The organism is Streptomyces sp. NPDC002787 (genome assembly GCF_053592095.1).
The window spans coordinates 371,005-390,638 of record NZ_JBSFVC010000004.1 but is presented as its reverse complement, the minus strand read 5'-3'; the positions used below and the strand labels follow the sequence as shown (position 1 = coordinate 390,638).

At 72.2% G+C, this 19,634-nt stretch carries 20 protein-coding genes and 1 pseudogene; 14 read left to right on the top strand and 7 right to left on the bottom strand.

Features of this window, described 5'->3' with window-relative positions:
- The first annotated feature begins 1 nt into the window (after position 1).
- From priA to hisF, 3 genes are read left to right on the top strand one after another with little or no spacing between them, the layout of a single operon-like run.
- Positions 2-727 carry a bifunctional 1-(5-phosphoribosyl)-5-((5-phosphoribosylamino)methylideneamino)imidazole-4-carboxamide isomerase/phosphoribosylanthranilate isomerase PriA gene (gene priA / locus ACWD26_RS07800; RefSeq protein ID WP_451267331.1) on the top strand — a complete coding sequence of 242 codons (726 nt, stop codon included), beginning with the start codon at positions 2-4 and terminating at the stop codon, positions 725-727.
- Positions 724-1,116, top strand: a complete 393-nt coding sequence (locus ACWD26_RS07795) for a RidA family protein (RefSeq protein ID WP_451267329.1) — start codon at positions 724-726, stop codon at positions 1,114-1,116. The genes priA and ACWD26_RS07795 overlap by 4 nt, the downstream gene beginning before the upstream one ends.
- A 28-nt stretch (positions 1,117-1,144) precedes the next feature.
- Positions 1,145-1,915 (top strand): imidazole glycerol phosphate synthase subunit HisF, encoded by a 771-nt coding sequence (gene hisF / locus ACWD26_RS07790; RefSeq protein ID WP_451267327.1) that lies wholly within the window; start codon positions 1,145-1,147, stop codon positions 1,913-1,915.
- A gap of 80 nt (positions 1,916-1,995) precedes the next feature.
- On the opposite strand, the gene ACWD26_RS07785 is transcribed toward hisF, so the two are convergent.
- Positions 1,996-2,631 (bottom strand): TIGR03085 family metal-binding protein, encoded by a 636-nt coding sequence (locus ACWD26_RS07785; protein WP_451267325.1) that lies wholly within the window; start codon positions 2,629-2,631, stop codon positions 1,996-1,998.
- A 140-nt stretch (positions 2,632-2,771) separates the two neighbouring features.
- Between ACWD26_RS07785 and hisI the strand changes: the two genes are divergently transcribed.
- The 11 genes and pseudogenes from hisI to lgt form a co-directional block, all read left to right on the top strand.
- Entirely contained in the window at positions 2,772-3,227 is a 456-nt protein-coding gene (gene hisI / locus ACWD26_RS07780) for a phosphoribosyl-AMP cyclohydrolase (RefSeq protein WP_451267323.1), read from the top strand.
- Positions 3,228-3,238: 11 nt separating this feature from the next.
- Positions 3,239-4,726: an anthranilate synthase component I gene (locus ACWD26_RS07775; RefSeq protein ID WP_451267321.1), complete on the top strand. Its 1,488-nt coding sequence runs from the start codon at positions 3,239-3,241 to the stop codon at positions 4,724-4,726.
- A 52-nt stretch (positions 4,727-4,778) separates the two neighbouring features.
- Positions 4,779-5,423, top strand: coding sequence for a TIGR02234 family membrane protein (locus ACWD26_RS07770; protein WP_451267319.1), 645 nt, complete (start codon positions 4,779-4,781; stop codon positions 5,421-5,423).
- Between the two features lie 158 nt (positions 5,424-5,581).
- The gene (locus tag ACWD26_RS07765; RefSeq protein ID WP_451267317.1) at positions 5,582-5,854 is read left to right on the top strand and encodes an HGxxPAAW family protein; all 273 of its coding nucleotides are present in this window, start codon (positions 5,582-5,584) and stop codon (positions 5,852-5,854) included.
- A gap of 74 nt (positions 5,855-5,928) precedes the next feature.
- On the top strand, positions 5,929-6,372 hold the full coding sequence (locus ACWD26_RS07760) for a DUF2752 domain-containing protein (RefSeq protein WP_451267315.1): 444 nt from the start codon (positions 5,929-5,931) through the stop codon (positions 6,370-6,372).
- 175 nt (positions 6,373-6,547) lie between these two features.
- Positions 6,548-7,357, top strand: coding sequence for an indole-3-glycerol phosphate synthase TrpC (gene trpC, locus ACWD26_RS07755; RefSeq protein ID WP_451267313.1), 810 nt, complete (start codon positions 6,548-6,550; stop codon positions 7,355-7,357).
- A 130-nt stretch (positions 7,358-7,487) separates the two neighbouring features.
- Positions 7,488-7,691 (top strand): tryptophan biosynthesis modulator TrpM, encoded by a 204-nt coding sequence (gene trpM / locus ACWD26_RS07750; protein WP_451267417.1) that lies wholly within the window; start codon positions 7,488-7,490, stop codon positions 7,689-7,691.
- Positions 7,692-7,924: 233 nt separating this feature from the next.
- Positions 7,925-9,214 carry a tryptophan synthase subunit beta gene (gene trpB, locus ACWD26_RS07745; RefSeq protein WP_451267311.1) on the top strand — a complete coding sequence of 430 codons (1,290 nt, stop codon included), beginning with the start codon at positions 7,925-7,927 and terminating at the stop codon, positions 9,212-9,214.
- Positions 9,211-10,029: a tryptophan synthase subunit alpha gene (trpA, locus tag ACWD26_RS07740; protein ID WP_451267309.1), complete on the top strand. Its 819-nt coding sequence runs from the start codon at positions 9,211-9,213 to the stop codon at positions 10,027-10,029. The genes trpB and trpA overlap by 4 nt, the downstream gene beginning before the upstream one ends.
- A 152-nt stretch (positions 10,030-10,181) precedes the next feature.
- Positions 10,182-10,961, top strand: coding sequence for a DsbA family protein (locus ACWD26_RS07735; RefSeq protein ID WP_451267307.1), 780 nt, complete (start codon positions 10,182-10,184; stop codon positions 10,959-10,961).
- 117 nt (positions 10,962-11,078) lie between these two features.
- Positions 11,079-11,904, top strand: a pseudogene (gene lgt / locus ACWD26_RS07730) (prolipoprotein diacylglyceryl transferase); the annotation flags it as partial.
- A 219-nt stretch (positions 11,905-12,123) separates the two neighbouring features.
- Here the strand turns inward: lgt and ACWD26_RS07725 are convergent.
- From ACWD26_RS07725 to ACWD26_RS07700, 6 genes are read right to left on the bottom strand one after another with little or no spacing between them, the layout of a single operon-like run.
- A complete protein-coding gene (locus ACWD26_RS07725; RefSeq protein ID WP_451267305.1) occupies positions 12,124-12,978 on the bottom strand; it encodes an HpcH/HpaI aldolase/citrate lyase family protein in 855 nt (284 codons plus the stop codon).
- Positions 12,975-14,174 (bottom strand): CaiB/BaiF CoA transferase family protein, encoded by a 1,200-nt coding sequence (locus ACWD26_RS07720; protein ID WP_451267303.1) that lies wholly within the window; start codon positions 14,172-14,174, stop codon positions 12,975-12,977. The genes ACWD26_RS07725 and ACWD26_RS07720 overlap by 4 nt, the downstream gene beginning before the upstream one ends.
- Positions 14,171-15,592 carry an ADP-ribosylglycohydrolase family protein gene (locus ACWD26_RS07715; RefSeq protein WP_451267301.1) on the bottom strand — a complete coding sequence of 474 codons (1,422 nt, stop codon included), beginning with the start codon at positions 15,590-15,592 and terminating at the stop codon, positions 14,171-14,173. Before ACWD26_RS07715 ends, ACWD26_RS07720 begins: the two co-directional genes overlap by 4 nt.
- Positions 15,589-16,773 (bottom strand): ADP-ribosylglycohydrolase family protein, encoded by a 1,185-nt coding sequence (locus tag ACWD26_RS07710; protein ID WP_451267299.1) that lies wholly within the window; start codon positions 16,771-16,773, stop codon positions 15,589-15,591. The genes ACWD26_RS07715 and ACWD26_RS07710 overlap by 4 nt, the downstream gene beginning before the upstream one ends.
- A gap of 7 nt (positions 16,774-16,780) precedes the next feature.
- A complete protein-coding gene (locus tag ACWD26_RS07705; RefSeq protein ID WP_451267297.1) occupies positions 16,781-18,331 on the bottom strand; it encodes an ADP-ribosylglycohydrolase family protein in 1,551 nt (516 codons plus the stop codon).
- Positions 18,328-19,434 carry an ADP-ribosylglycohydrolase family protein gene (locus ACWD26_RS07700; protein ID WP_451267295.1) on the bottom strand — a complete coding sequence of 369 codons (1,107 nt, stop codon included), beginning with the start codon at positions 19,432-19,434 and terminating at the stop codon, positions 18,328-18,330. The genes ACWD26_RS07705 and ACWD26_RS07700 overlap by 4 nt, the downstream gene beginning before the upstream one ends.
- Positions 19,435-19,634: the final 200 nt, after the last annotated feature.

The window sequence follows — 19,634 nt, the reverse complement described above, 5'->3', positions numbered from 1 at the left end:
CATGGCAAAGCTCGAACTCCTCCCCGCCGTCGACGTCCGCGACGGCCAGGCGGTCCGGCTCGTCCACGGCGAGTCCGGCACGGAGACCTCCTACGGCTCCCCGCTCCAGGCCGCCCTCGCCTGGCAGAGCGCGGGCGCGGAGTGGCTGCACCTGGTCGACCTGGACGCCGCGTTCGGCACCGGCGACAACCGTGACCTGGTCGCCGAGGTCACCCGGGCCATGGACATCAAGGTCGAGCTGTCCGGCGGCATCCGGGACGACGCCTCCCTGGCGAAGGCCCTGGCCACCGGTTGCACCCGCGTCAACCTCGGCACGGCCGCCCTGGAGACCCCCGAGTGGGTCGCCAAGGTCATCGCCGAGCACGGCGACAAGATCGCGGTGGGCCTCGACGTGAAGGGCACCACCCTGCGCGGCCGCGGCTGGACCCGCGACGGCGGCGACCTCTACGAGACGCTGGAGCGGCTCGACAAGGAGGGCTGCGCGCGTTACGTCGTCACGGACATCGCCAAGGACGGCACCCTCCAGGGCCCCAACCTGGAACTGCTGAAGAACGTCTGCGCGGCGACGGACCGCCCGGTCGTCGCCTCCGGCGGTGTGTCCTCCCTCGACGACCTGCGGGCCATCGCCGAGCTGGTGCCCCTCGGTGTCGAGGGCTCCATCGTCGGGAAGGCCCTGTACGCGAAGGCGTTCACCCTGGAAGAGGCCTTGGAGGCTGTGTCGTCATGAGGTCCGATGCCGTGCGGCGCGTGCAGAGCGGGAGTCCCTGGGAGGAGTCCTTCGGTTTCGCGCGCGCCGTCGCGGCGGGCGACCGCGTCCTGGTGGCCGGCACCACGGCCTTCAAGGGCGAGGTGCTGTACGGGGAGGGCGACCCGTACGAACAGGCCAAGGTGGCCTTCACCAGCGCGATCGAGGCGCTCGCGGAGTTCGGCCTCGGCGCCGAGGCCGTGATCCGTACGCGGATGTACCTGACGCACATGCGGGACGTGGAAGCCGTGGGGCGGGCCCACAAGGAGATCTTCGACCCGGTGCGCCCGGCCTCGACCCTGCTGGTCGTGGAGGGTTTCGTCGACCCGCGCATCCTGGTGGAAGTGGAAGTAGAAGCCTTCCGAGGCTGAGAGACATTCGTTAAGGAGCCGTGGATTCATGACCCTGGCGGTCCGAGTCATCCCCTGCCTGGACGTGGACAACGGCCGGGTCGTCAAGGGCGTCAACTTCCAGAACCTGCGCGACGCGGGCGACCCCGTCGAGATGGCCAAGGTGTACGACGCCGAGGGCGCCGACGAGCTGACGTTCCTGGACATCACCGCCTCGTCGGGCAACCGCGAGACCACCTACGACGTGGTGCGCCGCACCGCCGAGCAGGTCTTCATCCCGCTGACGGTCGGCGGCGGCGTGCGCACCGCCGAGGACGTGGACAAGCTGCTGCGGGCGGGCGCGGACAAGGTCGGCGTCAACACGGCGGCCATCGCCCGCCCCGACCTGATCCGCGAGATCGCTGAGCGGTTCGGCCGCCAGGTGCTGGTGCTCTCGGTCGACGCCCGCCGCACCCCTTCCCGCGGCAGCTCGGGCGGCTCCTTCGAGGTCACCACCCACGGCGGCCGCAAGGGCACCGGCATCGACGCCGTCGAGTGGGCGCACCGGGCCGCCGAGCTGGGCGCCGGGGAGATCCTGCTCAACTCGATGGACGCGGACGGCACCAAGGACGGCTACGACCTGGAGATGATCGCGGCCGTCCGCAAGCACGTCACCGTCCCCGTCATCGCCTCCGGCGGCGCCGGCAAGCCGGCGGACTTCTCCCCGGCCATCGAGGCGGGCGCCGACGCCGTCCTCGCCGCGTCCGTCTTCCACTTCGGCGACCTGCGCATCGGCGAGGTCAAGGACGCGCTGCGGGGCGCGGGACACCCTGTGCGGTGACACCGCAGATAAGGACGTAAGCCCCGGTCACCAGGTGGCCGGGGCTTACATGCAGGGGTCGCGCGTGCGGCGGGTCCCGCTCAGATCCCCAGCTGCTTCGTCTCGTGCAGCTTGGTGATCGCCTCCTTCTCGCCCTCCAGCTCCACGTCGGCGACCTGCTGGCGGCCGTACAGGAACAGCAGCAGCTCCGAGGGCTCACCGGTGACCGTGACGACGGGGGCACCGCGATGGGCCACCGCGGTCTGGCCGTCGGGGCGGCGCAGGACCAGGCCGGTCGGGGAGCCGCGGCCCATGAGGCGGGCGGTGCGCTCCAGACGGGACCAGAGGGCGTCCTGGAAGACGTGGTCGAGCTCGCGCGGGGACCACTCGGGCTGGGCGCGGCGGATGTCCTCGGTGTGGACGTAGAACTCGATCGTGTTGGACGCCTCGTCGATCTGCTTGAGGGAGAAGGGCGAGAAACGCGGCGGACCGGTACGGACGAGCTGGACCAGCTCCTCGTACGGCTTGGCGCTGAACTCCTCCATCACCCGGTCCAGGCGCGAGGCGAGCTGCTTGATGAGGATGCCACCGGCGGCGTCCGGGCGGCGCTCGCGCACCACCACGTGCGCGGCCAGGTCACGGGTCGTCCAGCCCTCGCACAGGGTGGGAGCGTCCGGGCCCGCGGTCTCCAACAGGTCGGCGAAGAGAAGCCGTTCACGCTTGGCATGGGTCGACATGGCAGCCAGCCTACGACCGGGCCACGAGTCCGCCCAGCGCAGGTCCACTGTGGGGCCAGGGTCGCCGTTCGTATGACAAGAGGGTCCGGCCTGTGGACAACGGACGAGGCGGGTCGGCGCGGCGCGGCACAATGGCACGCATGACCAGCACGCCGTCCTCCAGCAGCCCAAGTAGTCCCGGAGCCCCCGTCGGCCCCGGCACCCCCAGTGCGCTGGACCCCGAGATCGCCGCGCGCCTCAAGCGCGGCGCCGACGGGCTCCTGCCCGCCATCGCCCAGCAGTACGACACCGGTGAGGTGCTCATGCTCGGCTGGATGGACGACGAGGCACTGCACCGCACGCTCACCACCGGGCGCTGCACCTACTGGTCGCGCAGCCGCCGCGAGTACTGGGTGAAGGGCGACACCTCCGGCCACTTCCAGTGGGTGAAGTCCGTCGCCCTGGACTGCGACGCCGACGCCGTCCTCGTCAAGGTCGACCAGGTCGGCGCCGCCTGTCACACGGGCGCCCGCACCTGCTTCGACGAGGACGCCCTCAAGCCCGTGGAAGGCGCCCCGGGCGGCGCCGATTCCGACGTACCGTCACTGGATCAGTAAGGTCAGCCGCCATGGACCTCGAGACGTTCCGCAAGCTGGCCACCGACCGTCGTGTCATCCCCGTCAGCCGCAAGCTCCTCGCCGACGGCGACACCCCGGTCGCGCTCTACCGCAAGCTCGCCGCAGAGCGCCCCGGCACGTTCCTCCTGGAGTCCGCCGAGAACGGCCGCACGGCGTTTCAATGGTCTCGCTACTCCTTCGTGGGCGTCCGCAGCCACGCCACCCTCACCGCCCGCGACGGCCAGGCCCACTGGCTCGGCACCCCGCCCGTCGGCGTCCCGGTCGACGGCGACCCCCTCGTCGCCCTGCGCGCCACCATCGAGGCGCTCCACACCCCCCACCAGGAGGGCATGCCGCCCTTCACCGGCGGCATGGTGGGCTATCTCGGCTACGACATCGTGCGCCGCCTGGAGAAGATCGGCCCCGGCGAGCGGGACGACCTCAAGATCCCCGAGCTGACCATGCTCCTGACGAGCGACCTGGCGGTCATGGACCACTGGGAGGGCTCGGTCCTGCTCATCGCCAACGCCATCAACCACAACGACCTGGACACAGGCGTCGACGAGGCCTACGCCGACGCCGTCGCCCGCCTCGACGCCATGCAGGCCGACCTCGCCCGGCCCGTCGCCCAGCCCCCGGCGGCCCTCCCGCCCTCCGAGCTGCCCGAGTACACCGCGCTGTGGGGCGGCCCCGACTTCCGGGAGGCCGTCGAGGACATCAAGGAGCGCATCCGGGCAGGCGAGGCCTTCCAGGTCGTCCCCTCCCAGCGCTTCGAAACCCCTTGCACGGCAAGCGCGTTGGACGTCTACCGCGTCCTGAGGGCGACCAACCCGTCCCCGTACATGTACCTGTTCCGCTTCGACGGCTTCGACGTCGTCGGCTCCTCCCCCGAGGCCCTGGTCAAGGTCGAGGACGGACAGGCCATGGTCCACCCCATCGCCGGCACCCGGCACCGCGGCGCCACCCCGCAGGAGGACCAGGCCCTCGCCGACGAACTGCTCGCCGACCCCAAGGAGCGCGCCGAGCACCTGATGCTCGTCGACCTGGGCCGCAACGACCTGGGCCGCGTCTGCGAACCGGGCTCGGTCGAGGTCGTCGACTTCATGTCCATCGAGCGGTACTCCCACGTGATGCACATCGTGTCCACCGTCACCGGCCGGGTCGCGCCGGACCGCACGGCCTTCGACGTCCTGACCGCCTGCTTCCCCGCCGGCACCCTCTCCGGTGCCCCGAAGCCGCGCGCCATGCAGATCATCGACGAGCTGGAGCCGTCCCGCCGTGGCCTGTACGGCGGCTGCGTCGGCTATCTCGACTTCGCGGGCGACTCCGACACCGCCATCGCCATCCGCACGGCCCTCCTGCGCGACGGCACGGCGTACGTCCAGGCCGGCGCCGGCATCGTCGCCGACTCCGACCCCGTCGCCGAGGACACCGAGTGCCGCAACAAGGCGGCGGCGGTCCTGCGCGCGGTGCACACGGCGAACAGACTCGGAAAGTAGGGCGCTTCTCACGCGAACCCCGGGTGACAACCCACCCGGGGAGCAGGCGATAGTGGGGTACGTGACCGCAGTACCTCACCCCCCTTCCGAGCCCGCGTACATCCGTTCCGGCCGGCGCAGCCTCGCCGTGGCGCTGCTCAGCGGTGCCCTCGGCGCGGCCGTCGCGTTGCTCGCCACCCGTCAGCGCTGGTCGGAGGGCACCATCACGCTGGCCGGCGGCGCCTTCCCGCTGACCGCCAAGGGCAGCGACGTCACGGGCGTGCCCGCGGCCCTCGCCATAGTGGGCCTCGCCGCGCTCGTCGCGGTCTTCGCCGTACGCCGGTCCGGTCGCGTCCTGGTCGCCGCCCTGCTCGCCCTCTCCGGCGCGGGCACGATCGCCTCCGCGCTGCTCGGCGCGTACGACAGCTCGGCGCTCGACGACAAGGCGGCCGAGGCGTCCGGCGACAACGGCGCGACCGTCGAGGCGCTCAGCCACACCGGCTGGCCGTACGTCACCGCCGTCGGCGGCGCGCTCATCCTGCTCGCCGGGCTGCTCGCGCTCCGCTACGGACGGCTGTGGCCCGCGATGTCGGGCCGCTACGAGCGCGACGGCACCCCCCGGCCGCGCAAGGCCAAGCCGGTCGATCCCGACCGGCCCGAGGACATGTGGAAGGCCCTGGACCGAGGTGAGGACCCCACGGGACCGGACCCGGTCTAGGCCGCACAGACCGTACGAGGTCCTCGGAACGTGAGAGTGGACACCCCCGCTCATGGCACTCGTACCCGTACGGGACAATGGACGACGAGCGTCCGACTCAGCACAGGCTTCGAGCGACACGTATCGAGCACCACGCAATGAACAACGAGGAGCAAGTCATGGCGGGCAGCAGCCACGGTCACACCCCGGCCGCCTGGACCGGCGTCACCATCGCCTTCATCGGTTTCTGCGTCTCGGGCGCCTACATGGTGATGGCCCAGCCGCTGGGATTCTGGGCCGGCATGGTCATCGTCGTCCTCGGCGGCGTCGTCGGCATGATCATGCGCGCCATGGGCATGGGCCAGCCGAAGGACGCGCACGCCGTGTACGAGACGGCGGCGGTGCGCACCAAGACCGGGACGACGCCCGAACCGGCCGGCGCCAAGAGCTGACGTTCGCACGAGGGGCGGCCCGGCACCACCACCGGGCCGCCCCTCGTGCGCGTGTACGGCCCGCGCGGGGCAGAATGCGGTGTGTGAACGCCGAGACTCGAACGACCGTGCCGCAGCGGGGGAGCGCGCTGCGCGGGCTCTGGGTGCCCGCCGGAGCGCTCGCGGCCGTCGGCGGGGCCTTCGCCTACGTCGCCGCCGTCGACCCCAACGAGCCCGGCCACTACCCCGTCTGCCCGCTGTGGCGCTTCACCGGGCTCTACTGCCCCGGCTGCGGCGGCCTGCGCAGCGCCCACGCCTTCGCGCACGGGGACATCGCGACCGCCCTCACCGACAACGCGCTGGCGGTGGCCGGCTTCCTGGCCCTCGCCGTGCTGTGGACCGTCTGGGTGGTCCAGGTGGCACGCGGACGACCCCTGCGCCTCCGGTTCGGGACCGTTCAGATGTGGTCGCTCGGCGCCTTGGCGCTGGTCTTCACGGTGGTCCGGAACCTGCCCTTCGGTGGCTGGCTCCACCCTTGACCGAAGGCGAACGTCCAGGACGGGAGAGGGGCCGCCGTCAACCGGATGCGAGGCCTACGCCCTCTTCCGGATACCATCGCAGTGAACTGCCTGAACCCTGAGAACCGCTCGACTGTCAATACACGACTGTCAAACGTTGTCACCGATTTTCACCGTCTGAAAGGGGGCCGCTCGCGTGAGTGTGCTCGACGAGATCATCGACGGAGTCCGTGCCGACCTCGCGGAGCGGCAGGCGCGCGTCAGCCTCGACGAGCTCAAGGAGCGCGCGGCGAAGGCTCCGGCGGCCAAGGACGGCGCGGCGGCCCTGCGCGGCGACGGCGTCAAGGTGATCTGCGAGGTCAAGCGGTCCAGCCCCTCCAAGGGCGCACTGGCCGCGATCGCGGACCCGGCCGGGCTCGCCGCCGACTACGAGGCGGGCGGCGCGGCGGTCATCTCCGTCCTCACCGAACAGCGCCGTTTCGGCGGCTCGCTGGCCGACCTGGAGGCCGTCCGCGCGCGCGTGGACATCCCCGTCCTGCGCAAGGACTTCATCGTCACCTCGTACCAGCTGTGGGAGGCGCGGGCGTACGGCGCCGACGTGGCCCTGCTGATCGTCGCGGCCCTCGACCAGGCGGCGCTGGAGTCGCTGATCGAGCGCGCCGAGTCCATCGGGCTCACCCCGCTCGTCGAGGTCCACGACGAGGACGAGGTCGAACGCGCGGTCGACGCGGGCGCCCGGGTGATCGGCGTGAACGCGCGCAACCTCAAGACGCTCGAGGTCGACCGCACCACGTTCGAGCGGGTCGCCCCCGAGATCCCCGACTCCATCGTCAAGATCGCCGAGTCCGGCGTCCGGGGCCCGCACGACCTCATCGCCTACGCCAACGCCGGCGCCGACGCGGTCCTCGTGGGTGAGTCCCTCGTCACCGGCAAGGACCCCAAGACCGCCGTCGCCGACCTCGTCGCGGCGGGCGAACACCCGGCCCTGCGGCACGGCCGGAGCTGAGCCGACCATGACCGACCGCGCCTTCGCCACCGACCGGCAGGTGTCCGCACCGGCCGGGACGGCGGAGTGCGCGGCGTCATGGGGTGAAATCACCCACACGGGTGAGGCGGGGCCGGTAAGCTGTGCCCCGATGTTCTCGATCACCATGACGACCAGGGACCCCTACGCCCGCCTCGCGCGCGGGTGCCGTCCCCGTGGCTGCCGGGCGCCCGCCCGCCGTGTCCACGGGCGCCGGGTCCGGTACGTCATCGGCGACGAGCCGGGTCAGGTGAACGGTATGCGATGGCCCCGGGCGCGCGTCACCCGCGGTGAGCCGATCCGCGTCTTCCGCTGAACGCACGGCGATGTGTCGCCGCCGGACCCCGTGCGAGGGTTCCGGCCGTACGGCACCGTCGGTATGCGCCCGTACGGGCGCTCGCCGTCACGGCAGAATCAGAGCCACCGGAGCTAGGTCCCACGACCGTCCGCGCCGGTGAGCTCTGACTGCGGCTCCCAGTGCGGCGTGTGCGCGCCACTGTGAACCCATCGTCCGACCAACCCGGGGCCATGCCCCTGCGAGGTAGCCGCATGTCCAGCGAGTTCTTCATTCCCGACCCCGAGGGTCAGGTTCCCAGCGCCGAGGGGTACTTCGGCGCGTTCGGCGGCAAGTTCATCCCGGAGGCGCTGGTCGCCGCCGTGGACGAGGTGGCCGTGGAGTACGACAAGGCCAAGCACGACCCCGAGTTCGCGCGTGAGCTCGACGATCTGCTCGTGAACTACACCGGGCGACCCAGCTCGCTCACGGAGGTGCCCCGGTTCGCCGAGCACGCCGGTGGCGCACGGGTGTTCCTCAAGCGCGAGGACCTGAACCACACCGGATCACACAAGATCAACAACGTGCTCGGGCAGGCCCTGCTCACCAAGCGCATGGGCAAGACCCGGGTCATCGCCGAGACGGGGGCGGGCCAGCACGGCGTCGCCACCACCACCGCCTGCGCGCTCTTCGGGCTCGACTGCACGATCTACATGGGGGAGATCGACACCCAGCGCCAGGCCCTCAACGTCGCCCGCATGCGCATGCTCGGCGCCGAGGTCGTCGCCGTGAAGTCCGGCTCCCGGACCCTCAAGGACGCCATCAACGAGGCGTTCCGGGACTGGGTCGCCAACGTCGACCGGACGCACTACCTCTTCGGCACCGTGGCCGGGCCGCACCCCTTCCCCGCCATGGTCCGCGACTTCCACCGGGTGATCGGGGTCGAGGCGCGGCGCCAGCTCCTCGAACGCGCCGGGCGGCTGCCCGACGCAGCCGTCGCCTGCGTGGGCGGCGGATCCAACGCCATCGGCCTCTTCCACGCCTTCATCCCGGACGCCGGCGTACGCCTCATCGGGTGTGAACCGGCGGGCCACGGTGTGGAGACCGGTGAGCACGCGGCGACGCTGACCGCCGGTGAGCCGGGCATCCTGCACGGATCGCGCTCGTACGTCCTGCAGGACGAGGAAGGGCAGATCACCGAGCCGTACTCGATCTCGGCGGGTCTGGACTACCCGGGCATCGGGCCCGAGCACTCCTACCTCAAGGACAGCGGCCGGGGCGAGTACCGCGCGGTCACCGACGACGCGGCCATGCGGGCGCTGCGTCTGCTGTCGCGCACCGAGGGCATCATCCCGGCGATCGAGAGCGCCCACGCGCTCGCCGGTGCCCTGGAGGTCGGCAAGGAACTGGGCAAGGACGGGCTGATCGTCGTCAACCTGTCCGGGCGCGGCGACAAGGACATGGACACGGCCGCGCGCTACTTCGGTCTGTACGACGAGGGGGCCGACGCCGAGGTCGCCGCCGACGCGGCCGATCTCGCCGAGATCGAGGGGGACACCAAGTGAGCGGGAACATCCAGCTGTTGAGTGACACCCTCGCCGCCGCCAAGGCGGAGGGGCGGTCCGCGCTCATCGCCTATCTGCCGGCCGGGTTCCCGACCGTCGACGGCGGTATCGCCGCCATCAAGGCGGTCTTCGAGGGCGGCGCCGACGTCGTCGAGGTCGGGCTGCCGCACAGCGACCCGGTCCTCGACGGCCCCGTCATCCAGACCGCCGACGACATCGCCCTGCGCGGCGGCGTCAAGATCGCCGACGTGATGAGTACGGTCCGGGAGGCCTTCGAGGCCACCGGGAAGCCCGTGCTCGTCATGACGTACTGGAACCCGATCGACCGCTACGGCGTCGAGCGCTTCACGGCCGAGCTCGCGGAGGCGGGTGGCGCCGGCTGCATCCTGCCCGACCTGCCCGTTCAGGAGTCGGCGCTGTGGAGGGAGCACGCCGAGAAGCACGGCCTCGGCACGGTCTTCGTCGTCGCGCCCAGCAGCAAGGACGCCCGCCTCGCCGAGATCACCGCGGCGGGCAGCGGCTTCGTCTACGCCGCCTCGCTGATGGGCGTCACGGGCACCCGGGAGTCGGTGGGCGCGAAGGCCCAGGACCTGGTGGAGCGCACCAGGGCCACGGGTTCCGGTCTGCCGGTCTGCGTCGGGCTCGGGGTCTCCAACGCCGAGCAGGCCGCCGAGGTCGCCGGGTTCGCCGACGGTGTGATCGTCGGGTCCGCGTTCGTGAAGCGGATGCTGGACGCGCCCGACGAGGCGGCCGGTCTGGAAGCCGTACGGGAACTGGCGGGCGACCTCGCCAAGGGCGTACGCCGGGGCGCGTGACCGGCGTGTGCTCCGGCGCGTCGAGGGGGCTCGATGCGTTCACCCGTTTGTCGTACGGGGACGGCTGAACGTAACGGGTCATCCGCTCACTCGAACGGGTGGAAGTGGGATCGGGGAGGCGCGGTGCGCCTCCCCGGTTCGTTCTGCGGGATGTGAGCGAGAAGAACCGTGACGGAAAGCGCACCGCCCGCGAACGGCTGGCGGAGGAGCGCGAGAAGCAGAAGGCCGCCGAGAAGCGCCGTCGGGCGCTGATCGTGGGCGCCTCCGTGGTGTGCGTGCTGGGACTGACCGCCGTGATCGGCGTCGTGGCGGCGAACGCGGGCCAGGACGACGACGCCGACACCGCGGGCCCGGTCGTGGCCCCCTCGGGGGCCAACGGCGAGGACAGCCTCGCGATCCCCGTGGGGGACGCCGGCGCCAGATCGACCCTCTCGGTGTGGGAGGACTTCCGCTGCCCGGCCTGCAAGTCCTTCGAGGACGCGTACCGCTCGACGATCCACGAGCTGACCGAGGCCGGAAAGCTCAAGGTCGAGTACCACCTCGCCACCCTGATCGACGGGAACATGGGCGGCAGCGGCTCCCGCAAGGCCGCCAACGCCGCCGCGTGCGCCCAGAACGAGGGCAAGTTCCCGGCGTACCACGACGTGCTGTACCAGAACCAGCCACCCGAGACGAACGACGACTTCGCCGACGAGGCCAAGCTGTTCGACCTGGCGAAGAAGGTGGACGGACTGGACACCTCCGCCTTCCGCACCTGCGTGGAGGACGGTACGCACGACAGCTGGGTCGCGAAGTCCAACGAGGCCTTCCAGAAGGGCGGCTTCTCGGGCACGCCGAGCGTCTTCCTCAACGGCACGAACATCTATGCGGACCAGTCCATGACCCCGGCCAAGCTGAAGCAGATGGTGGAGGCGAAGGCCGCGGCGGGGTGAGGCTCGCGCGCCTTCCGGAGGCCGTGGGGCGTCAAGGGAGCCGTGGTACGGCGTTATGGACCCGTTGCCGGGCTGCCTGCCGTCGATCGGGCCCGGCAGGGTAGCGTCGACCTTGCCATGGAACTTGCCTACATTCCCAGCCCGTCGCGCGGGGTGCTGTACCTCGGTCCCGTCCCGCTGCGCGGCTACGCCTTCTGCATCATCATCGGTGTCTTCGTAGCCGTCTGGCTCGGCAACAAACGCTGGGTCGCGCGGGGCGGGCGGGCCGGTACGGTCGCCGACATCGCGGTCTGGGCCGTCCCCTTCGGCCTGATCGGCGGACGGCTCTACCACGTGATCACGGACTACGAGCTGTACTTCAGCGAGGGCCGTGACTGGGTGGACGCCTTCAAGATCTGGGAGGGCGGGCTCGGCATCTGGGGCGCGATCGCGCTCGGTGCGGTGGGCGCGTGGATCGGGTGCCGTCGGCGTGGCATCCCGCTGCCCGCGTACGCCGACGCCGTCGCGCCCGGCATCGCCCTCGCGCAGGCGATCGGGCGATGGGGCAACTGGTTCAACCAGGAGCTGTACGGGAAGCCGACGGATCTGCCGTGGGCCGTGGAGATCACGTCCTCCACGGACGGACGGCTGCCGGGTACGTACCACCCGACCTTCCTGTACGAGTCGCTGTGGTGCATCGGCGTCGCGGTCCTCGTCATCTGGGCCGACCGGCGCTTCAAGCTCGGGCACGGGCGGGCGTTCGCGCTGTACGTCGCCGCGTACTGCGCGGGGCGGTTCTGGATCGAGTACATGCGGGTCGACGAGGCCCACCACATCCTCGGGCTGCGCCTCAACAACTGGACCGCGCTGTTCGTCTTCATCCTCGCCGTGCTCTACATCGTCCTGTCGGCCCGCAAGCGGCCGGGACGGGAAGAGGTCGTCGAGCCGGGAGCCTCCGACGGAGGTGGCGACGAGGACGCCGCGGCGGTGGACCTCGAGAAGGACAAGCAGAAGGACGAGCAGCAGGACGAGGCCTCGGAGTCGGCGAAGTCCGACGAGAAGGACGACAAGACCTCCGACACCCGGGCCGAGGAAAAGGCCCAGTCCGCCGAGAAGAGCTGACGCACGACTACGGATGTTCTCCACCCACCCGCCCTCTCGGGGCGGGTGGGTTTTTCGTTGGTCAGTGCTTGGTGGGGCGGTTGGCCAGGGTGAGGGTTCTCCGGGCGGCGGCAACCACGGCCGGGTCGATGAAGCGGCCGTCGGGGAGGGCTTGGGCGCCGGGGTGGACGGTGGCGGCCTTGAGGGTTTCCTCGGCCGACTCGATCTCCTGCGCGGTGGGGCTGTACGTGCGTTCGATCACCGGGAGCTGGCGGGGGTGGATGGCGGCGCGGCCCAGGAAGCCGAGGGCGCGGCCGTGGGCGGAGGTCGCCGCCAGACCCTCGAGGTCTCCGGTGTCCGGGTAGATGGACTGGGCCGGGGAGGGGAGGCCGGCCGCGCGGGCCGCGACGATCACCCGGGAGCGGGGCCAGTCGAGGGCCGGGTCGGCACGGACGGACAGGTCGGCGCGGAGGTCCGCCTCACCGAGGGCGATGCCGTGCAGGGCAGGGTGGGAGGAGGCGATGTCGAACGCCCGTTCCACGCCCAGGGCCGATTCGAGGAGGGCGTACAGGGGGATCGCTCCTCCCTCCGCGGGGGCGGTTCGTTCCGCGATGTCCATGATCTCGACAGGGGACGTGATCTTCGGGAGACGGAGGGCCGCCAGGCCGGGGAGCGGGGCGAGGGCTTTGAGGTCCTCTTCGGCCTGGGGGGTGTCCAGCGCGTTGACGCGTACATGGACCGGGACGGGGGGCGGGGCCGAGAGGAGTTCGGCGGTGGCCGCGCGGGCGTAGTCCTTGCGGTCGGGCGCCACCGCGTCCTCCAGGTCCACGATCACCACGTCCGCGCCGGAGGCCAGGGCCTTCGTCACCACCTCCGGGCGGTCGCCGGGGACGTACAGCCAGGTCAGGGGGACGGGCGTCGTCGGCTGGGGAGTCACAGGGCACCCTCCTGGCGGAGGGCCTCGATGTCCGGTCCGGACAGGCCCAGTTCGGTCAGGATCGACTCCGTGTCGGCGCCGTGGGCACGGCCCGCCCAGCGGATGGCGCCGGGGGTGGCGGAGAGGCGGAAGAGGACGTTCTGCATGCGCAGGGGGCCGAGATCGGGGTCGTCGACGGTGGTGATGGTGTCCAGGGCGCGGTACTGGGGGTCGGTCATCACCTCCCGTACGTCCTGGATGGGGGCGACCGCGGCCTCCGCCTTCTCGAACACCTCGATGACCTGCTCGCGGGTGTGGCGGGCGATCCACGCGCCGACCGCCTCGTCCAGGACGTCCGCGTGGCGGGCCCGGCCCGCCCCCGAGCCGAACCAGGGCTCGTCGATCAGTTCCGGGCGGCCGACCAGACGCATCACCCGCTCCGCGACGGACTGGGCCGAGGTGGAGACGGCCACCCAGGAACCGTCCGCCGTGCGGTAGGTGTTCCGGGGCGCGTTGTTGGCGGAGCGGTTGCCCGTGCGGGGCTGGACGTGGCCCAGCTGGTCGTACCAGAGGGGCTGGGGCCCCAGGACGGTGAGGATCGGCTCGATGATCGCCATGTCCACCACCTGCCCCTCACCCGTCCGGTCACGCGCGGCGAGTGCGGTCATCACCGCGTACGCCGTCGCCAGGCCCGCGATCGAGTCGGCGAGGCCGAAGGGCGGCAGGACCGGTGGGGCGTCCGGCTCGCCGGTGATCGCGGCGAAGCCGCTCATCGCCTCGGCGAGCGTGCCGAAGCCGGGGCGGTGGGCGTACGGGCCGAACTGGCCGAAGCCGGTGACGCGGGCGAGGACCAGGCGTGGGTTCGCGGCGGACAGTTCCTTCCAGCCCAGGCCCCATTTCTCCAGGGTGCCGGGACGGAAGTTCTCGATGATCACGTCGGAGCCGGCGGCGAGGCGCAGGAGGGTGTCCCGGCCGCCCGGCTTGGAGAGGTCGAGCGTCAGGGTGCGCTTGTTGCGGCCCAGCAGTTTCCACCACAGGCCCACGCCGTCCTTCGACGGGCCGTGGCCGCGGGACGGGTCCGGCTTCGTGGGGTGTTCGACCTTGATGACCTCCGCGCCGAAGTCGCCGAGCATCGTGGCGGCGAGGGGGCCGGCGAAGAGGGTGGCGAGGTCGAGGACACGGAGGTGGGTGAGCGGGGGGTCGTACGCCTGGGTCATGGGTGGGGGGTCTCCCGGAGGGTGAGGTGGGCCAGGGTGTCGAAGCCGATGCCGTTGAAGTCGGCGATCGAGGTGGCCAGGCGGTTCTTGAGGGGGGCCGTCCAGCGGTCCGGCAGTGCGTCGGAGGAGCCGGCCAGGAGGCCCGCGATGCTGCCTGCCGTCGCGCCGTTGGAGTCGGTGTCCCAACCGCCGGACACCGCACGGCAGATGGAGGCCGTGTAGTCGCCGTCCGCGTGGGTGAGGGCGGCGGTGAGCAGGGCCGTGTTGGGGATGGCGTGGACCCAGTGGTGGTCGGTGTAGGCGGTGTGGAGTTCGTCGACGATCGTGTCGAAGTCCCTGGTCTCGGCGGTGAGTTGAAGTGCGTGGTTGATCGCCCTCGCCAGACGGGAGTGCGGGGGGACGACCTTGAGGCCGGTGCGCAGGCAGTGGTGGATGTCGTGGGTGCCGGTGGCCGCGTCCGCGATGGTGGCCGCGATGAACATGGCCGCGTAGACGCCGTTCGCGGTGTGGGTGAGGGCGGCGTCGCGGTGGGCCTGCTCGGCCGCCGCCGCCGGGTCGCCGGGGTTGGTCCAGCCGTGCACGTCGGCGCGGATCAGGGCGCCGATCCATTCGCGGAACGGGTTGCGGTGGCGGGCGGTGTGCGGGGGCTCGATGCCGGTGAGCAGGTTGCGGTAGGCGATGCGTTCGGCGGTGAAGGTGCGGCCGGCGGGGAGTTCGTCGAGCCAGAGGGTCGCCACGTCGGTGGTGGTGAAGTGCCTGCCGTGGCGGGCGAGCAGGAGGAGGTTGAGAAGGGGGTAGTTGAGGTCGTCGTCCTCGGGCATGCCGTCGATGTTCTCGGCGAGGGAGGTGGGGGCCGAGCGGCGGTTCCAGGGGTGGGTGGTGAGGAGTTCCGGGGGGACGCCTCGGGCGGTGAACCAGGTGGTGAGGGGCCAGTTGCCGGTTGCCTGGGCGAGTTGGCGGATGGCCGTGAGGGGGAGTTTCTCGACGGGTTTGCCCAGGAGGCAGCCCGCGGCGCGGCCGAGCCAGGCGGCTTCGAGGCGGGGGAGGTAGGTGGCGGGAGTGGGGACAGGCGGGGTGGGGGCAGGCCGGGAGGAGTGGGCGGCGTGAGCGGGTGGCTCGGTGGGGCACGCCGGCCAGTTCGGGCACAGGGCCTTGATCCTGTGCAGTTCTGTCGGCTCGTCGTCCGTCAGGCTGCTGGGCAGGTCGGCCAGTTCGTCGAGCAGGTCTTCGGCGAGTTGGCGACGGTAGCGGGACGCCGGGTGCGGCGACGCGCCGGCGCGGAGAGGGGCCGGGGGGCCGCCCGCCGCGCGCCAGCGGGCGGCGATGACCGAGGGCTCGCGGCCGTCCTGGCGGGCCTGGTGGAGTTCGTGGCCCAGGAGGTCCTCCGGTTGGACCCAGGTGAGGCGGAGGGGGGTCACCGGAGGGACGCCAGGGTGGCGAACGCGGACTCGTGGGCGCGCCGGCGGCGTACGTCCTGGTCGTGGATCTGCAGCGTGACCTCCGTCAACGTCGTGGCTGGGCTGTGCAGGTCCAGGCGGCTGGCCTCCGCCACCGTCTTGGCCCAGTCGGACGGGACCTCCGAGCCCAGCGCGCCCGCGAGGGCGCCCGACATCGTGGCGATCGAGTCGCAGTCACGGCCGTAGTTCACGGAGCCCAGGACGGCGTGGCGGTAGTCACCGCGGGCCACGAGCAACATGCCGAGGGCGATGGGAAGTTCCTCGATGGCGTGGAGCCGGGAGGCACGGCGGGCGCCGAGGGAGGGGGCGCGGTAGTCGGGGCCGACCGTGTCGAACGGGGTCACCGCCTCGCGCAGCGGCCGTAGCGCAGACTCGAAGTCCGTGTGGCGGTGGGCCACTTCGCACACCGACTCGATCGCCGCGCGGGTGCCGTCCTTCGCCAGGGCGAGGCAGGTCTCGATCACCGACTCGGCGGTCGCGCTCGGTGTGCACGCCGCCGCGACGGCCGCCGCGAACACGCCCGCCGCCTCCCTGCCGTACGACGACTGGTGGGCGCCCGCGATGTCGAGGGCCTCGGCGTACGCGCCGGGCGGGTCGGCCGCGTTGACCAGGCCGGCGGGGGCCATGTACATCGCGGCACCGCAGTTGACGATGTTGCCGTTGCCGGCCTCGCGGGGGTCGATGTGGCCGTAGTGGATCCGGGCCACCAGCCACTTCTCGGCGAGGAAGACCCGTTGGAGGGGGAGGGCCTCCGCCTCCAGTTCGGGGATCCAGCGCGGGGTCGTCATCATGTCCGGCACCAGGTGCTCGGCGACGGCGTACGCGTCCAGGTGGTCGCGGACTCGGTCGTACACCCGGACCAGCGCGTGGGTCATCAAGGTGTCGTCGGTGACGTGGCCGTCGCCCTTGTGGTACGGGGCGATGGGGCGGGCGGTGCGCCAGTCGTCGCCGTTCCAGGGGCCGACGATGCCGTGGACGCGGCCGCCGTGGCGTTCGAGGATCTGCTCCGGGGTGTAGCCCTCGACCGGGCCGCCGAGGGCGTCGCCGACGGCGGCGCCGACCAGGGCGCCGGTGATGCGCTCTTCGAGGTTCGCCTCAACAGGGGGAGGGGTGTGCCGGTGGGCTTCCATGGGGGGCGTCATGCCCGAATCATCCTCCTGGGATGGCGAGTTCCGTGGCTGCGAGAAGTTCGGCGAGGTGTACGAGATCCGTGCCGGTGAGGCGGGGGAGGGCGCAGCCGGAGAGGGTGCGGCAGGCGTCCCGCCAGGCGTCGGGGATGGCGGTGCCGCCGCTGAGCGCTCCGGTCAGGGCGCCGGCGAGGGCGGGGGCGGAGTCGGCGACGCGGGAGAGGCAGGCGGCGGCGGGGACGGCCTCGGAGATCCGGCCGCGGGCGGCGGTGGCCAGGGCGAGCGCCACGGGGACGGTCTCGGCGGCGGCGATGCCGTAGCTGTAGACGTGGTCGACGATCTGGTGCTCGAGGAGCGGGACGAGCGCGAAGGTTCCTTCTTTCTTGTGCCGTTGGGCGAGGTCCAGGGCGTGGCGGGCGTTGCGGCCGATCTCGGTCTCGGCGGGGAGTTCGGCCAGGGCCGCTTCCGCGCAGTCGTCGACGTCCGCGCCGACGAGCGCCAGCGCGAGCGCGGCGGCCATCGCGCGTGCGCCGTGCACGCCGTCGCCGTCCTGGGTGTAGCGGGCGTCGAACTCGGCCAGGTCGGCGGCGCGTCGGGGGTCGCCGGGGTGGGCCACCGCCAGTACGCAGGCGCGTACGCAGGCCGCGTCGTCGAAGTAGTGCGGGTTGTCGTGGCCGGTGGCGGGTGGGCGCAGGCCGGTGGCGAGGTTGCCGAGGCCGGCGCGTACGGAGATACGGGCGCGCAGGGGGAGTACGGCGGACTCGACCTCGGGGGCGCGCTCGGCGGCGGCGGCGATCTCGCTGGCCACGGCGTTCCAGGAGAGGTCGATCGAGGCGCGGGTGCGGCGTTCCAGGCTGAGGTCGCCCAGGGCGGCGGCGTCTCCGGCGCGCAGGACCGCCTCCGCTGCGAACGCCGCCCATTCCGCGTCGTCGGAGGGGCCGAGGCGTAGGGGCTCGGGGGGTTGGTTGAGGGCGATGGGCACCGGGAGTGTGGTGGTGGCGTTCTGTTCGGCGAAGGTGTCCAGCTCGCGGGTGAGTCGGCGGGTCCACTCGGGCATGCGGGCGGCTCGGTGGCGGGCGGCGGGCCAGCCGGCGGCGTCGCCTGCGGCCAGGCCCAGGAGGAGGCCCTGGATGCGGCAGCCCTCCGGGGGGCGGGGCGTTTCGGCCTCGGCTTCGCCTTCGGCCGGGTCGTGTTTCCCGCCCGCACCGTCCGTGCGGCTTTCGTCGTCGGGTGCGGGTGGCCCCTGTGGGGCGTGCTCGGTGTTGGCGGCCGCGGGTCCGGCTTCCGGCGGGTTTGTCGGGGCCGTGGGTTCGACGGTGACCGGCTCTGCCAAGGCCGTGGCTTCGGCTTCGGTCGGCTTCGGGGGGACCGCGAGGTCGAGTGCGACGGGTGTGTTCGTCGCCCATGAAGTGGGTGCCCCGCGGGGCGTTGTCCCGCCGCACGGTGACGGTGTGGGCGTCGCGGTGGGCGTGGTGTCGTCGTACGGCGTGGGTGTCGTGGTGGTCGGGCTGTCGGTCGGCGTGGTGGGGGCTGTGGCAGGCGGTGTCTTGGCCCAGGGTGTGGGTGGGGTCATGAAGTGGTCTCCGTTGTGGTGTCTGCCGCCAGGGTGAAGGCGCTCGGGTCCGGTGGGGGACACTGACCGTGGGGGAGGGGGTGGGTGTTGGTGCCCCATTTGCCGCCCTCGCCCGGGACCAGGAGCTCGGCGACGTCCAGGACGTGGTGGCCTGCCATGGAGGGGAGGCAGCTGCCTCTTGCCGGGCCGATCGCCGCGGTCCACTCGGGCGGGATCGAGGACGCGCCGTGGGTCGCGCCGGCGAGGGCGCCGGCGACGGCGGCGGTGGTGTCGGCGTCGCGGCCCATGTTCACCGCCGTGAGGACCGACTCGGTGAAGTCGCCGTCGGCCGCCGCGTAGGCGCCGAAGGCGAGGGCGACGGCTTCGGGGGCGAGGTCGGTCCAGGGGTAGCCGCCGATGACGACGGCGGAGCGGACGGCGCGTTCGCCTCGGTGGGCGGCGGCCACCGCCCGGCGCAGGGAGCGCGCGGTCCAGGAGTCGTCGGGGACCACGGCGAGGGCGGAGGCCACGACCGCGATCGTGGGCGCGCCCGCCATGGCCGCCGCGACACCGGCGGCGACGGCCTGGCCGCCGTAGATGCCCTCGCCGTCGTGGCTGACCGAGCCGTCGATGGCGACCAGGCGGGCGGCCTCCGCCGGGCGGCCCGCCGCGAAGACGCCGAAGGGGGCCGCGCGCATGGCGAGCCCGTCGCTCCAGGCGTGCCGGTGCTGGGCGGAGATCGGGGCGGCCAGACCCCGGCGGAGGTTCTCCAGGGTGCCGCGTTCGCTGAAGCCCGCGCCCCGGAACGGGCCCTCGTCCTGGTCCGCGATCCACTGGTGCCAGGCCGTCTCCACATGCGCGACCGTGAGCGCCGAGCCGTGCCGGGCCAGCAGCAGCCCGGAGAAGATGGCGTACTCGGTGTCGTCCGTGCCCGAGGGGTTCTCCGCCACGTACCCCGTGATGCGCCCCCAGCGCGCGCGGATCTCGGACGGCTTCATGTTCTCCGCGGGCGCCCCCAGCGCGTCCCCGACGGCGAGCCCGAGCAGGGCCCCGCGTGCCCGCTCGCGGAGGTCGGCGGCGTCCCCCGGCGCCGGAACCGAGGGAATGCAGGCGATGGAAGGCATACGACGCCTCTCTGGCCCGGTGGGCAGGTCTGGCCCGGTGGGCAGTTGATCCGCTCTGAAGATTTCGCGACTTCGAAGATTCGCTGTGAAGATCTCTGCCACACGGGGTGCCCCACCGGCCCCCGGAACGCGTCCGTATCACCCGGTCGACATCTGTGCAGGGTCGTGTACGAATGAGCGGCAACGATTCCTCGAACAGC